Genomic DNA, 15,126 nt, shown 5'->3' with positions numbered 1-15,126 from the left:
GCAGGTTTTGATAATCAGGCGTAATACCACACAAGGTATTACGCTTTTTTACTTTATGGGAAATTACTCCGTAATGTTCCAATAAAGTAAAAAACGCTCCGCGAGGATGCGCAGTGATTCTGTAAAGAATATGTCAGCTTACGCTGACCAGAATCACGCGCCAAGTCTCGCGGCTACTCGACTTGATTGCAGGAAGTTAAGGAAAGGGGAAGTTATGGCAGAAATAATGGAACAAGTACAAAAAGAACTTGCCAGTGTTATTATCGGAAAAAAGGAAGTTACAGATAAAATCCTTATGGCATTTCTGGCCAGAGGCCACATTCTTCTGGAAGATGTGCCAGGGGTGGGAAAAACAACCACAGCGTTGGGTTTAAGCAAGATCTTGGGGCTGGATTTCAGAAGAATTCAGTTTACGCCGGATGTAGTTCCATCAGATGTTACCGGATTTACCATGTATAATAAGGAAAACGGACAGTTCCAGTATCATCCCGGTGCAGTGATGTGCAATATGCTTCTGGCAGATGAGATAAACCGTACTTCCAGTAAGACACAGTCAGCATTGTTGGAGGTTATGGAAGAAGGCAATGTGACAGTGGATGGCGTGACCTATGAAGTGCCTAAACCCTTTGTGGTGATCGCAACCCAGAATCCGCTGGGAACTGCAGGCACGCAGATGCTTCCGGAATCTCAGCTTGACCGTTTTATGGTAAGGCTCAGTATGGGGTATCCGGATGTGAAAAGCCAGGTAGAACTGCTTCGTGACAGGCAGAAAACCAATCCTCTGGATAGTGTGCGTAAAATTCTGGATACTGATAAAATTCTGGAAATGCAGCAGGAGACGGATAATGTATATATTTCGGATCCTATCCTGGAATATATTTCCTTATTAACAGACCAGACAAGAAAAAATCAGGGGATCGTGCTGGGTGTCAGCCCAAGAGGCGCCCTTGCTCTTAGCAGGATGTCAAAAGCAAGAGCATACTTATCCGGCAGGGATTATGTGATCCCAGAGGATATACAGGAAGTCTGGACAGATGTGTGTGCACACAGGATCGTGCTCAGTCCGAAAGCAAGGATCAGCGACCTGACTGCTGTGGGGGTGCTTACTCAGATCCTGAAAAATATAGAAGCACCCAGGGTGGAATAAATGAAGCGTAACAGAATATCCGCAGGCATTCTGCTTGCGGTTGGGATCCTTGTGCTTCTTTATACCGGCTCCTATGGAATGTTCTGTGTATTGGCAGCAGTGCTTTTTTTGCTGCTTTGCCTGGCAATTTATACAGTGCTGGCTGGGCGGAATCTTGCCGGATACATACAGCTTCCGGAAAACGGAGAAAAGAAAGCTAGGATCAGCGGAAAGATCTGTATAGAGAATCATTCCATACTGCCGCTTTTTTGTGTTGGCTGTGATCTGTACTGGGCAAACCGGCTTACAGGGGAAAAGGGAAAAGAAAAGATCCTTTTCGGAATTGCCGGAAAAAAGACAGAAGAAATCCAGTTTTCTTTTGAAACAGTATACAGTGGAGAATGTACTGTTCAGGCACAGACTTTGGAATGCATGGATTCATTGAGAATATTCAGACGTAAGATTCCTGTGTCAATGTATGGAGCAACCGTTATATTGCCGGAAATCTATGATGCAAGGGAAGAGATCACACATTCCGAAAGTTATAATATGGAAAGCTTCCGGTATTCCCAGGAGCATGGAGGCGAGGATGCAGGAGAAACTTTCCAGGTAAGGGAATATGAGGCAGGAGACAGTATGAAACAGATCCACTGGAAGTTAAGTGCAAGATTGAATGATCTGGTGGTACGGGAGCCAGGGTATCCGGTAACACGTTCTGTGCTGGTATTTCTGGAAACCGGATATGAAGGTTCTTTTCCAGATCCTGAATATCTGGATCGTCAGGCATCGGTGGCATTGTCTGTAACAGATGCATTACTCAGGCAGGGAATTACCTGTCAGCTTGGATTTTATGATTTTGCCCTGAATCGGGTATTTCAGGAAAACATACAGGACATGGAAAGCTTCTGGCAGGCAGCAGTGCTGGTGGTGCGTGCAGGAAGACAGGAAAACGGTGTTTCAGGCCTTAGAAGATTTCTTGAAAACTGTGAGGAATGGCAGGCTGGCCATTATATTTATGTAACTGCAAAAGAGGCAGCAAAAGAAGTTGTGCTGCTGCAGGAGTCAGCGGAAGTAACCATACTTAATGGGGAAGACAACAGTCAGGCCTGATAGATAAGGAGAGCATATGTTTTTTTCTGTTGATAAAAAAACAGACCATAAAAAGAATATCAGTGCCTTTTTAACAGAAGGAACAGCAGCCTGGTTTTTGGCAGCGGGTATCCTACTTACTTTAGAGCAGTGGGTTGATACAGGCTGTCCGGCTGTTTTTTATTGGATGGGGACAGGGATTGCTATTCTGATTCTGCAGCTTCTTTCCCTGAAAAAATGGGCACTTCAGGGTACCTTTCTCTTTGCTGGGGTAATTCTGGCAGCAGTTCTGGCAGGAGTTACGCCTTTGGTTAATGGGCTGACGGTCCTTTATAATACACTGGTTCAGACTGTGGGAGAAAGTACCGGTATCGTACTGCCAAAGTTTGTCCTGATCCGTGAGACAACTGTGGGAAGGGATATGGAGGCATCCTGCTTTGTACTGGCATTTGCTGTTGGAATGATTTTTTTCTGGATCATAAGAAGCAGATGGTTCTGGCTGGCAATTGTGGTGGCACTGCCTGCTTTTTTGACTGCCGGACAGGCAGGAAATGTAAAGGTTTATGCAGGGCCGCTGCTTACAGGGCTGGGGGTTACAGGTGCGCTGGCCCTTTCTGTATACGGCACAGGAAAAAAGGCTGTGAAAAATCATACGTCCAGGCTTGTGCCGGAGCTGTATCTTTATCTTTCGGTATTTATGCTGGCAGGAGTATTGCTTGCTTCTACGGTATTCCCTTCCGGATCCCGGACTGTTACAGGTATTTCAAAGGCGCTTCAGGACAATGGAAGTAATCTTCTGAACCATATCCGTTATGAGAAAAAAAAGATCAATTCTCTTCCAAAGGGAAGAGTGGATCAGGCAGGCAGCTGGTCTGCCACTGAGGATACAGCACTGACGGTTACCGCAGACCAGCTGGAATCCTGCTATCTGCGGGGATTTGTGGGAAGCAGCTTTGATGGCAGCAAGTGGAAGCACCTGAAAACAGAGGATTATTATAATAACAATGGCCTGTTTTACTGGCTGCACCAGGCTGGATTGTACGGCAATGCTCAGCTGGATCTGGCTCGGAGCCTGGTAGAGGATAAAAGTATTCCACACCAGGATCAGGTGATGAAGATTACTAATGAGAATGCAGATAGTGAGTATATTTATACACCATATGAAGTAAAAGCAGGTTCCTGGAGTGATGCCTCTGTCTGGGAAAATTCAGACGAAACACTTCGTTCCTTCCGCCTGTACGGAAGCCGGTCTTACGAATACCATGTAAATACCGGTCTTACCAGTTATTTCCCTGAGCTTGCCGCAGAAACATTTTTAAGTATTCAGGATAAGAAAAATACAGAATATGAGCAGGCAGAAAGCTATTACAATGCTTTTGTATATGAGCATTATACAGGCCTGACAAAAAGCCAGACAGAACTGCTTTCCAGGGAACTGGGAGAGGCCGGGGATCAGACAAAGGGACATATAGATTACTATTCTGCCATCACAAAGATCAGGGAGTGTTTGCAGAATAATTTCATATATGATAAAGCATGCAAAAAAATGCCGGAGGGCAGAAGCTTTCTAAACTATTTCTTAACAGAATCCAGAACCGGCTATGATGTACACTTTGCTACAGTGGCAGCACTGATGTTTCGTTACTATGGGATACCGGCCAGATATACAGAAGGCTATGTAATTACTGAAGATGATCTTTCCGGTAAGGAACCGGCAAAGACTTTGGATATTCCAGCATCTAACGGACATGCATGGCCGGAGATTTACGTGGATGGCATTGGATGGGTCCCCATAGAGGTATCGCCGGATTATCTGAAACGCATGAAGCAGCCGGATCTTACCAAAGGCCTGCAGGCAGGCACAAGAAGTGCACAGCAGGCGGCAGAAACACTGGAGACAAATACTCCTGAAGAAGAAACATCACTTCCGGAACTTCTCCGGAAAACCATGTTTGATCTTGTGCGCCTGATCCTGATCCTTCTTCTGGTTTTTGACATCATATTAATTCTCTTTATGATCGTTGTGGTACTGCGAAGAGCGTGGGCATGCTGCAGGAGAAAGAAAGGATGCAATCAGGAGGATAACCGTAAAGCAGTGCTTTATATGATGAAATATGCAATGTCACTTTTGCTTTATGGCCAATCCCAGCTTTATGGCAGCAAAAAGAAAGATATACGAAGTTATCTGGAAAAAGAATTTTCAGGGGAACTGGTAAAACTTTATGATACAGCTGTCACAGTGGGAGAAAAGGCAGCGTTTAGCAAACATGAGATCACCTGGCAGGAAAAGGCTTCCGTACAGGATTATATGAAAAAGCTGAAAGAAGAAAAACTGAAAAAAAACAGATGGTTTGACCGTTTCATGATGCGCTATATTGAACGGCTTTGCTGAAAATCTTTATGAAGGGAGGCGGCACAGATGAAGCATGATCAAAGAAGAAAAGCAGCGGCAGTGCTAGGGCTGATTTTGTGTCTGATCCTGCTTACTGCCGGATTTGCAGCAAAAATAGGATCACAGCAAAAACAAATCCCGGAGAATCCTGTTACAGGTGTAAATCAGGAAAGATCCCAGGTTCTCTACAGAGGTGAAGGGTATTATACTCCTGTGGTCAGCAGCGATGAGGATACAATAGAAGAACAGCCGGAAACAGAAGTGCTGATGCAGGAGGATCCCACTCCTACGCCTTCCCAGGCTCCAAAGGAAGAGCAAAAAGAGGAAATACAGGAACCACAGGAAGAGCCTGTACCGGAGAAGCCTGTACAGGAGAATCTAAATGAGGGAAATTCACAGGAACAGCCGGAAGATCCGGGTACACAGACCAGCGAGCATGGAAATGGGGAGAAGCCTTCCGCTTCAGAGGACGATAAAAATGGAGAAGAAAAGCCAGTTACAAAAATCTTTGATGACACCCAGGTGATAGAGGAAGATCACGCAGAAGCCGGAGATGATGATTATAATCAGGAAGAGGCTGAGGTTCCACAGAATACGCCTACGCCAACTCCAGAGGTGGAGGATCTGCGGCCTTCTATCAGTTCAGACCTGCAGGATGGAGAAGTGATCCACAGGGAATCCAGGGTATTTTCTGTTTATGCAGAGGACTATAAGGAAAGGGCACTGACTCCTTCCCAGTTGACTGTGCTTTGCAATGGACAGCATCTTACCAGTATTTCAACGGATAATGGGGTGATCAAATACAAAGCATATCTTGATGATGTGAATACGATCAGTATTACGGCACAGGACAGATATGGCAATCAGGATACAGTGAGTGTGACTGTATATAAGGAAATCACAGGAGATGAGGAAGAAGAGCAGCCTGCAGGAACCATCACCTTCAGCCTGGAAGCTTCCACTATGGGACTGGGATACCTGATCGGGCCGGCAGAGGTTCCGTTTTATGAAGAAGAAACCCTGCCTTATGTACTGAACCGTGTGCTTTATTCTTCAGGGTTCCAGTATCATTATACAGGATCTATGGATGCTGGGTTTTACCTTAAATCCGTGGATCGTCCGGGAATCACTTTGGGATATCAGATTCCGGCAGAGATTCTGCAGCATCTGGAGGATGTAAATGACATTCCGGATCCGGAAACCTGCTCCCCTGACTGGCTGGGAGATGGTACGCTTACCGGAGGAGCCGGATGGATGTTTTCTGTAAACGGTACGTATCTGAGTTCAGGAATGAATACCTATTTCCCAGCAGATGGGGATGAAATACGGGTACGTTTCACTTTATATTATGGAGCAGATATTGGTGAAGCGATGCTCGGAGGTGAAACATGGGGGGATTGGTAGAATGAAAGAGAAATTGCTGGCCGTTTATATGTCCGTGATACTGCTGTTTAGCAGTGTTCCGGTATTAGCAGAAGAGATAAAAGAGCCACAGATAACCAAAGAAGCAGTCCAGGCAGAGACTGCAGGGGCATCGGCAGTACAGACTGAGGAAAAAACAGGAGAAGCACTGTTTGAACCAACAGCAGCGCCGCCAGAACCAACAGCAGCGCCGCCAGAACCAACAGCAGCGCCGCCAGAACCAACAGCAGCGCCGTCAGACCCCACAATAGCGCCGTCAGACCCCACAATAGCGCCGTCAGAACCGACGATAGCGCCGTCAGAACCCACAATGGCACCGTCAGACCCCACGATAGCGCCGTCAGAACCAACAGCAGTGCCGCCAGAACCAACGACAACGCCGTCGGAAGGAGATAACAGCCAGGAGGGGGCAACAGGGAGTCAGGAAGATCAGAGTCAGGAAACAGACAAAAATAACAGTGCCACGGATTCAGGGAAAGATGCAGATTCTGAGGATGCGACAAAGGATAGTGATGACTGGCTGGAGCAGTTAAGCTTTGCTTCCAGGACTACCATGTCAGAAGGTGATGTGATCTACAAGACTGTACCGGATTTTTCACCGGAGATCCATGAGTATACTCTGTATTTACCGGATTTTACAAAAGGAATTTACGGTCTTGGCGTGTCCAGTTATTCAGAACCTGTACTTTCTACTTATGTAAATCACAATGGGGAAAGGGAAAGCGTAAATCTGAATGCCTATGCAAAGTATGGCAATTATCAGGCAATGGATTATATTGTGGATTATGGACCGGGTGAAAATACCATGCAGATCCATTCAAAAAGCGGCACAAAAGATTACCTGGTACATGTAAAACGTATTCTTTCTCTGGGATATCTGAAAGCAGCCTATCAGGGAACGGAATATGTGCTTTACAACCATGAACGGGAAGAGTTGTTTGCAGATAAAGACCCGGATTTCCAGAAAGAATATGATCTGTATCTTCCGGGAGATACCACAGGACAGACCTTATCCCTGTTTCCTGAGACCTATTATTGCCAATATGCAGATGTACGGGAAAAATACCGGGTTACGATAAATGGAACAGAAACGCCTACTGACGAAGAATATGCCTGTGTATTAAAAGGCGGGGAAGAGGATGTGGAAATCTGTCTTTCCTACGAAGGTGTAGAAGATACGGTTTACACCTTGCATATACATCCTGTGCAAAAATCTCTGAACATGACTTTTTCTACAGAGAGCCAAGGGGCTGGAGATACTTTTTTTGTGGAGATGCATGATCAGTATGGGGCCAAGATCACCTCTAATAAAGAAGATCCCCTTATTTTTACAGGACTTCTTGAAAACAACAGTTATTCCTATGTAGCCTATGCAGATGGATACCAGCGGGTAAAAGGCCAATTTACGGCAACAGAGGAAAACGGTCATATTAATATTGAATTTACACAGAAAGCCAAGGGCCATTATCTGGAGGAAATGACTCTGAACACAAGGCAGCACAGTGGTTCCGGTGGAATGGAAAAAACACTGGTACGCCATGAAGAGCTGGATCAGGAACTGGGAGGTATTACCTATGTTGCTGAATACAGCAATCAGTACAGTTCCAATTACTCGTTCTTTCTGTCTGCAAGCCTTTCTGCTTTTGCACCTGCTGGTTCGGAAGCTGTAATGAGTGCCACAGATGTAAATGGAAATCCACTGAGCCGGAAAATGCTGCTGTCGAAAGAAAATCTGGATTATCGTAATGGATTTACCGGAGATTTCTTCAAATCAGGTGAATATGGCGCCAGAAGAGGAATCTGTACAGTCACTGTAGGAAACGGTGAAGAACAGGAGGTTTACAAGATCCTTGTCACTCGCACCCTGGCGTTGAATGATCTGACCTGTTCGGACTCGTCAGACGGAGAATCAATTTTTAACGAGAAAAGATTTTTCAGTAATGTTTTTGATTATACAGCCTCTATAACCGATCAGGTAAAACAGGTTTATGTGAAGGCAACCATCAAACAGGAGGAAGGGTACAGCCTGTTTATCAATGGACAGCCATGGGAAAGCGGCGAAGAGCTTGAAATTCCCATCACCGATCCGGTTACAGTGATCCCTGTCAGGCTTGCAAAGGAAGAAACTTATGTGGAAGGGGCTCTGGCCGGGAAAACGTATACCACAGAGGGAAATTATTCCATCACCATAAAAAGATCTGCTGTTTCGGATATGACTTTCCAGACAGACCCGGAGGATGCATTAGTCTGTGTATATGATCCTTTGGGAAAAAGGGTGATGCCCTCAGAGAATCAACCCAATATGTTTGCAGGCCTGAAAGGAGATACGGAATATTCCTATACGGTCAGCTGTTACGGGTTTAAAACTGAGTCAGGAACCTTTACTGCACAACCTGGTGGAAGTCTGAAGGTCCGTCTGGAACGGGCAGATACCAAGCATGAGGAACTGACAGACAATGAGTGGTGGAATTACCGCAACAATGAAGAAAATAACGGTGTTACCAGCGTAAGTACACCAAATAACCCTAAGGAAACCAGCGAAAAGTGGGCACTTCAGATCAGCAGCAGCTGGAGCGAATCCTGTACTCCCCCACTGATCCTCGGGGGACAGCTGTATACAGGATCAGGTAAATATATTTATAAGGTTGATAAGGAAACAGGCAAGATCCTGGCTGTAAGTGACCAGTTGAAGGGAAGTCTTGTTTTTGCCTTAAATCCCCTGACCTATGCGGAAGGAATGATCTTTGCACAGGTAGGAAACGGGCAGGTCCAGGCAGTAGATGCCACGACCCTGAAATCCGTATGGATCAGTGAGGTGCTGGGAGGACAGACGCTTTCTCCTATTACCTATAAAAACGGGTATATTTATACAGGAACCTGGAATTCAGAAAGCAAGGAGGGTACATATTTCTGCCTTTCTGTTACAGACGAGGATCCGGACAATCCGACAGAGATCAAGAAATGTGCCTGGAAATTCTCCCATATGGGCGGATTTTACTGGGCCGGCTCCTATGCAACAGAAAAATATCTGGTTTTCGGATCAGATGACGGTTCACGGGAGGGCAGTTATACAGCCTCATCGATCCTGTATTCCGTATCAGCAAAAACCGGAATCCAGATTGATATGATTTCCGGACTGGATGGGGATATCCGTACTTCCATTGTGTACGACAACGGATACATTTATTTTGCAACAAAAGGCGGCATCCTTTACAGGGTGCAGATGCATGCGGATGGAACTTTTGGCCAGCTTGTGGCTATTTCCCTGGGAGGAATGGCAACTGCGTCACCGGTGGTCCATAATGGTCGTATCTACATTGGTGTATGCGGAACCGGCGGACAGTTCCAGGAGGATGCAGGCCATCATTTTGATGTACTTACTGAGGATGCAAACGGGTTGTACCGTGCATATTCCGTGCCTATCCGGGGATATCCCCAGGCAGGGGCAACCCTTTCCACTGCCTATGAAAACGAGGATTATAACGGAGACGGCAAACCGGATGGAAGGGTGTACGTTTACTTTACCTATAATGTATACCCGGGCGGAATCAGCTTTATCTCTGACGAGCCGGGACAGACAGAAGGAAAAGCCGAGGACCTGTACATTCCGGACAAAAAACAGCAGCAGTACTGTATCAGTACTATCTGTGCTGACAGCGACGGTACTTTGTATTATAAGAACGACTCCGGATATCTGATGGCAATTTCCTCTAACAGTGCTTATCTGGATGATGTGGATATCACCTGTCAGGAGGGAAAAGTAAAATGGGACGATGATTTTTCTTCTTCCACAGGCTCCTATACACTGACCATGCCAAATGGCACAAAGGCGGCTTTTGTAAAGCTGACTATACCAAGTGGCAGGACTGCTACTGTAAACGGGCAGCCATATACAGGCATTACCACAGTGCCCCTGAATGAACAGGGCGAGGGAGAGATACAGGTAGTTGTTGAGTATGGTCAGCAGAAACGAACCTACCGTTTTAAACTTTTGGGACTTGGAAGCAATGCAGACCTGGCATCGCTGATCGTCAGCGATAATAATGCAGTGAATGTTACAGCAAGTCAGATCCCGGTAACGCCGGCTTTCTCAAAGGATATTACGGATTATACTTCCGATGTATATACAGGGGGAAAGAAATTTCTGAATATTTTCGCTTCACCGGCAGGAAGCTTTGGAAAGGTTACAGCAGAAGCCGGCGAAGGAACCCGAAGGATCATGCGTTTTGAAAATACAGCAGGAACTTTGGGTGCGACCCGGTTTGCAGTTTACTTTGATGACCAGGCAGCTGTGGCACAGGTTACATTGAAGGTAACAGCCGGGGACGGAGTAACGGTGAAAGAGTATCATGTAGCGCTGCGGCGCACAGATACATATCCGCCGGTTCTTTCCGATACCAGGGCAGTGCGGATCGACCAGGACCATGCACAGGTTTCTTTTAAATCTAATGAAACCGGATATTATTACCTGGCGGCTGTGGACAAGGGGGCAGATGCACCGGTATTTGATCTGTCTGTGCCAGGTACAGAACTTCTGCAGGGGGAAAATTCCTTTGAACTGGATGTGACCGGAGGCAGTGCAAAAGACATTTATATTCTGGCTGTAGACAGCTATGGAAATAAAATGGAAACACCTGTCCATCTGGAACTTCAGGAATATAAGCTTTTGACGGTGTCCTTTGTGGTAACACCGGCACAGGCACAGGTAGTGGTCCAGGATGATACAGGAAGGACGGTTCCTCAGGAGAACGGAAGCTGTACACTGTTTCCGGGAAACCATTATACAGTTACGGTGTCTTTGGATGGATATTACACAAAAACACTGGATTTTGTTGCATCAGAGGAAACTACCCGGTTTGAGATCACGCTTGAAAGCAGCCGAAGCTCAGATTCTGCATTGAAACAGCTGTATGTAAGCAGCTCTGACAAGTATGGAAAAGGAATATTGAAACTCACTCCTGCATTTTCATCTGAAACCATTAACTACCAGGCTGTATATGAGGGAGAGAGAAGTTACCTGAACCTGTGGCCGCAGGTTTCCGACCCAAAGGCAACGGTAAAGGTTTATGCAGTGGGCGGTGTTAAGAAATCCACAGTATCAAAAGAAGATGAATCCATAGAGGTAGATCATACAGGCAGCCATCCTGTGTGCAGGGTTTATTTTGAAAAACAGGTTTTTGAGGCATCCGTCCGGATCGCTGTAACAGCAGAGGATCAGACAAGAACAGATTATTTTGTGAAGCTTTATATCAAAGATACAACAGCTCCGGTGCTGAAGCCGGTTTCTGCAAGCCGCATTTCCCGGAAAAAGGCCTCTGTGATCTTCAAATCAGGAGAAAAGGGAAGATATTATTACAAGGTAACAGAAAAGGGTGGAAGCGACCAGATCGATACCTCAGGAAAAGGAATTGAAGGGATCGCCGGAACCAATATTATTACTTTGAAAAAGCTGTCAGCCGGTGAAAAAGAAATCCATATCATTATGAAGGATGAAGCCGGCAATTTCAGCAATGTACTTACAGTCAGTATTCCCGACAGCCGTAAAAGCGGCAGCACGGATAAGAATAAGGCAAACAATATTTCCGGTTCCTCAGGGAAGAAAGGGCCGGGAGGACAACAATCCACTGCATACATCCGAAATAACAAGGACAGCGTGGAAGAAGGAGATGGAGTACTGAAAAAAATGAATAAAACTTCTTCCGGATCATCAGAAAACCCACAGGAAAAGCGTGGAGCTGTGGGATCTGACAGGAAGAAGCCAGATCAAAAAGAAGGGAAGAGTGATACAAAGAAGAAAAAACTGAAAAAAGAGAAAAGCAAAAAGGAAAGTACAGAGGGACAAACGCCGGAAAAATCAGAAACAAAAACAAGCCTGGGAAGCAGTAACAGCGGAGCTGCCAAACAGGCAAATGTGGCTAGTGCAAGCAGTGGTCAGAGGCTGCCTGGAGAACTGAAGGTTGTTTCCGGGATCGCACTGGCCGGCGGGCTTTATCTTTTATTCTGGATCAGGGCCTGTGTGGTAAATAGAACAAGAACTGCGTGGAAGCGCAGAAAAAGAGAAAGGAACCAAGTAGTATGAAAAACATGAAGAAACATGCAAAATTGTTTTTATCCGCTATGGCAGCAGCTGTTATGATGGCAGCACCGGCAGCTGTAAAAGCAGACGATGCAGATCCTGTACAGCTGGACGGAGAGAATAATTATACGGATGATAATGGGATCGTATATAATTTTGTGATAAGTGGCTCAAGTGCAACTCTGGGCATGATCGATCTCAGTGGTGCTGATGCGTATGATGTGGTTGTTCCAGGAGCAGTGACGAAAGGTGATGTAACGGCTTCTGTATCCCAGATTAAAAATGGGATTTTCTGTAAAAAGACAGAAATTACCAGTATAGATATTTCCGCTACCAAAGTTACAACATTCCAGACAAAAGGACCTGGACGCACTGCTTTTGAGGGATGTTCAGGGATGGTCAGCATTAAGCTTCCTGAAACACTTACCCAGTTGCCAAACTATATGTTTGATGGATGTTCCAGTCTGGAGATGGTGGAAATTCCGGCAAGTGTAAAAACATTTGGTACCAATCCGCAGGGAATTGCCCATACACGTATCTTTAATGGCTGTACCAGCCTGATGGATATTCTTGTAGATGAGAAAAGCACCAGCTTCAAGGATATAGATGGTGTGCTTTATGATAAAGCAGGTACTATCCTGTATGCATATCCGGCAGGAAGGAACGCTGAAACCTATGTTGTACCGGATGGCGTAACAAAAATATTCCATGGTGCATTTCAGAATGCCCAGCATCTGAAAAAGGTTCGCTTTCCATCCAGCCTTACAGAAGTAGGACAGTATGCTTTCTATGGCATTGTTCAGGGAGATACTAATGATAATTCTCTGGAAGAAGCCTGGTTCTATGGTAATCTGGCATCAACAAAGATGGGAACTAGTGCATTTCTTTCTACTATGAGCAAGATCCAGAAAGCAAACGGGATCAGCCTGGACAGTGTACCGGAGGAATGCCGTGGAAGTGTTAAACTGGAAGCGTCTGTATTACCTGCAGCAGCAGATCAGGGAATTGTCTGGAGCATTGACAGTACAGAATATGCAGACCTGACCAGTGATGGTACACTTACACCAAAGGCTGCAGGCACAGTGACAGTAACTGCAACATCCACGGATGAGAAATGGAGTGACAGTGATGCTGATGTAACTGCTTCCAAACAGATCACCATTGTGCCCTATGCTTCAAAAGTAACTGTTTCTGGAGAGAAAACGGAAGTGGTTGAAGGTGATGAGGCAACATTCACAGCACAGGTTCAGCCGGAGGGCATCAGGGACAGCCAGATTACATGGTCTGTAGATAATGCGGAACTGGCTGGTATTGATGAGAATGGAATCCTGACAGCAAAAAAGGCCGGAACTGTAACGGTAACCGCAGCAAATAAGGACGGAGATCCTGCTGTTAATGATGGCAAGGTAGAGGGAACCTTCCAGCTTACCATCAAAGCAAAACCGGTAGAGCCAACAGCAACACCGGTTCCGGCAGAGCCAACAGCAACACCGGTTCCGGCAGAGCCAACAGCAACACCGGCACCAGTAGCACCAACAGCAACACCGGCACCTACTCAGGCTCCGGAGGTTACTGTAGAACCTACCAAGGCTCCGGAAGCACCGGTAAAAGCAGTAAAAACATCTGAAACACAGATCAAGATCACATGGCAGAAGGATCCGGCTGCGAAGAAAGGCTATCGCATTTATGTAAAAGGTGGAAAGAGCAAAGGCTGGACAAAGATTGCTGATGTTGCTGCAAACAAGAACAGTTATGTATTTAAGAAACTGAAAGGTCAGGCACTCCAGAGCGGAACTACATATCAGTTCCGGATCGTGTCTCTTACAAAGAACAAGAAAACAGAAGGCAAAACAGAAATCCTGAAGACGAATACCGCACCTGGAAAGGCTGCACTTAAGGCTTCATCTCCGAAAAAAGGAACTGTAAAACTGACCTGGAAGAAAGTAAAGGGTGCTGTTGGATATGAGATCCAGCTGAAAACATCCAAGAAAGGTTCCTATAAAACTGTGAAGGTACTTGGAAAGAAAGCAACATCCTATACTCAGAAGAATCTGGGCAAAGGAAAAACTATTTATATTCGTGTGAGGACCTTTAATACAGCAAATGGGGCAAAGATTTATAGCAAATGGGCAGCAACAACTGTTAAATTGAAATAATCTGTAACGATACGGGATTTTTACAGATGTAAGTATTCTCATTCTCTCCACAGCGCAAAGGTTGCTTTTGCTGGCGATTTATGGCATAATAAGTCAATACAAAAAGACAAAGTAGTGGAACTGCAGAAGCATACAAGTTTGGAACAGGCAGGAAAGAATAATGGCGGGTTTTACAAAAGAGATTATCATTCAGACACTTTTAGAGCTGCTTAATGAGAAGCCGCTGGCGAAAATAACAGTAAAAGATATTGTAGAACGCTGTGGAGTCAACAGAAATACGTTTTACTACCATTTTCGGGACATTCCGGATGTGATGTACTTCGCACTGAAGCGTGAAGCAGACAGGGTGATGAGCAGCCAGATGGAGATCGGCAGTTTTATGGAAGGACTTGTGCTTCTAGCTGAGCGTCTGGGAGAGAACAAAAAAGCAATCCTTCATATCTATCGGTCAGCAGATAAGGAGATCATGGCAAAATATCTTCGTGATCTGGCAGAGTACATTATCACCCAGTATGCAGGGAAAGACAGTGATCTTGCACAGATCCCTGAAAACGACAAGAAGCTTCTCATACATTACGAAAAATGTGTGATCGTAGGGATGCTTCTGGACTGGATGGACCAGGGGATGAAATATGACCTGGTTGAGTATGCACGAAGATTGAATGCTATTTTAAAAGAACATGGTATGTGGTAAATGCCATTATTTTCTATATTATAGCCTGGGACTTTTAACAGTCCGGCATCATTTGTTAAATCGTATAACAACAAGAACGGATTATGTTTATTTTTAGACATAATCCGTTTTTTGTCTGTTTTGATCTTCTTTTTTTTGAGGTATACTTAGTTTAATGAAAGGATGATGCCG

7 protein-coding genes are annotated in these 15,126 nt (G+C 45.4%); all 7 read left to right on the top strand.

Translation table 11 applies throughout. From position 1 onward, the window contains the following. The first annotated feature begins 214 nt into the window (after positions 1-214). The 7 genes from G5B11_RS05505 (at position 215) to G5B11_RS05475 (ending at position 14,955) form a co-directional block, all read left to right on the top strand. Complete coding sequence (locus G5B11_RS05505; RefSeq protein WP_173727141.1) at positions 215-1,147, top strand: AAA family ATPase; 933 nt, start codon at positions 215-217, stop codon at positions 1,145-1,147. Then, a complete protein-coding gene (locus tag G5B11_RS05500; protein WP_158421200.1) occupies positions 1,148-2,236 on the top strand; it encodes a DUF58 domain-containing protein in 1,089 nt (362 codons plus the stop codon). It abuts the gene before it with no gap. Positions 2,237-2,252: 16 nt separating this feature from the next. Next, positions 2,253-4,607 (top strand): transglutaminase-like domain-containing protein, encoded by a 2,355-nt coding sequence (locus G5B11_RS05495; RefSeq protein WP_173727140.1) that lies wholly within the window; start codon positions 2,253-2,255, stop codon positions 4,605-4,607. Between the two features lie 27 nt (positions 4,608-4,634). Beyond that, entirely contained in the window at positions 4,635-6,011 is a 1,377-nt protein-coding gene (locus G5B11_RS05490) for a DUF4430 domain-containing protein (RefSeq protein ID WP_173727139.1), read from the top strand. Between the two features lies 1 nt (position 6,012). Beyond that, a complete protein-coding gene (locus G5B11_RS05485) occupies positions 6,013-12,108 on the top strand; it encodes a cadherin-like beta sandwich domain-containing protein (protein ID WP_173727138.1) in 6,096 nt (2,031 codons plus the stop codon). Further along, positions 12,105-14,261 carry a leucine-rich repeat protein gene (locus tag G5B11_RS05480; RefSeq protein ID WP_173727137.1) on the top strand — a complete coding sequence of 719 codons (2,157 nt, stop codon included), beginning with the start codon at positions 12,105-12,107 and terminating at the stop codon, positions 14,259-14,261. Before G5B11_RS05485 ends, G5B11_RS05480 begins: the two co-directional genes overlap by 4 nt. A 160-nt stretch (positions 14,262-14,421) precedes the next feature. Continuing rightward, positions 14,422-14,955, top strand: a complete 534-nt coding sequence (locus G5B11_RS05475; protein ID WP_173727136.1) for a TetR-like C-terminal domain-containing protein — start codon at positions 14,422-14,424, stop codon at positions 14,953-14,955. Positions 14,956-15,126: the final 171 nt, after the last annotated feature.

Origin of the sequence: Blautia glucerasea, from assembly GCF_013304385.1 — a bacterium.
GTDB classification, from domain to species: domain Bacteria; phylum Bacillota; class Clostridia; order Lachnospirales; family Lachnospiraceae; genus Blautia_A; species Blautia_A ammoniilytica.
The sequence above is the reverse complement of the archived record's forward strand: the minus strand, read 5'-3'. Positions and strand labels throughout refer to the sequence as shown.

What these genes read in the sequence shown, in the direction of transcription:
- G5B11_RS05490 (WP_173727139.1), top strand. Translation starts at nt 4,635, where the DNA reads ATGAAGCATGATCAAAGAAGAAAAGCAGCGGCAGTGCTAGGGCTGATT.
- G5B11_RS05485 (WP_173727138.1), top strand. Translation starts at nt 6,013, where the DNA reads ATGAAAGAGAAATTGCTGGCCGTTTATATGTCCGTGATACTGCTGTTT.
- G5B11_RS05495 (WP_173727140.1), top strand. Translation starts at nt 2,253, where the DNA reads ATGTTTTTTTCTGTTGATAAAAAAACAGACCATAAAAAGAATATCAGT.
- G5B11_RS05500 (WP_158421200.1), top strand. Translation starts at nt 1,148, where the DNA reads ATGAAGCGTAACAGAATATCCGCAGGCATTCTGCTTGCGGTTGGGATC.
- G5B11_RS05475 (WP_173727136.1), top strand. Translation starts at nt 14,422, where the DNA reads ATGGCGGGTTTTACAAAAGAGATTATCATTCAGACACTTTTAGAGCTG.
- G5B11_RS05505 (WP_173727141.1), top strand. Translation starts at nt 215, where the DNA reads ATGGCAGAAATAATGGAACAAGTACAAAAAGAACTTGCCAGTGTTATT.
- G5B11_RS05480 (WP_173727137.1), top strand. Translation starts at nt 12,105, where the DNA reads ATGAAAAACATGAAGAAACATGCAAAATTGTTTTTATCCGCTATGGCA.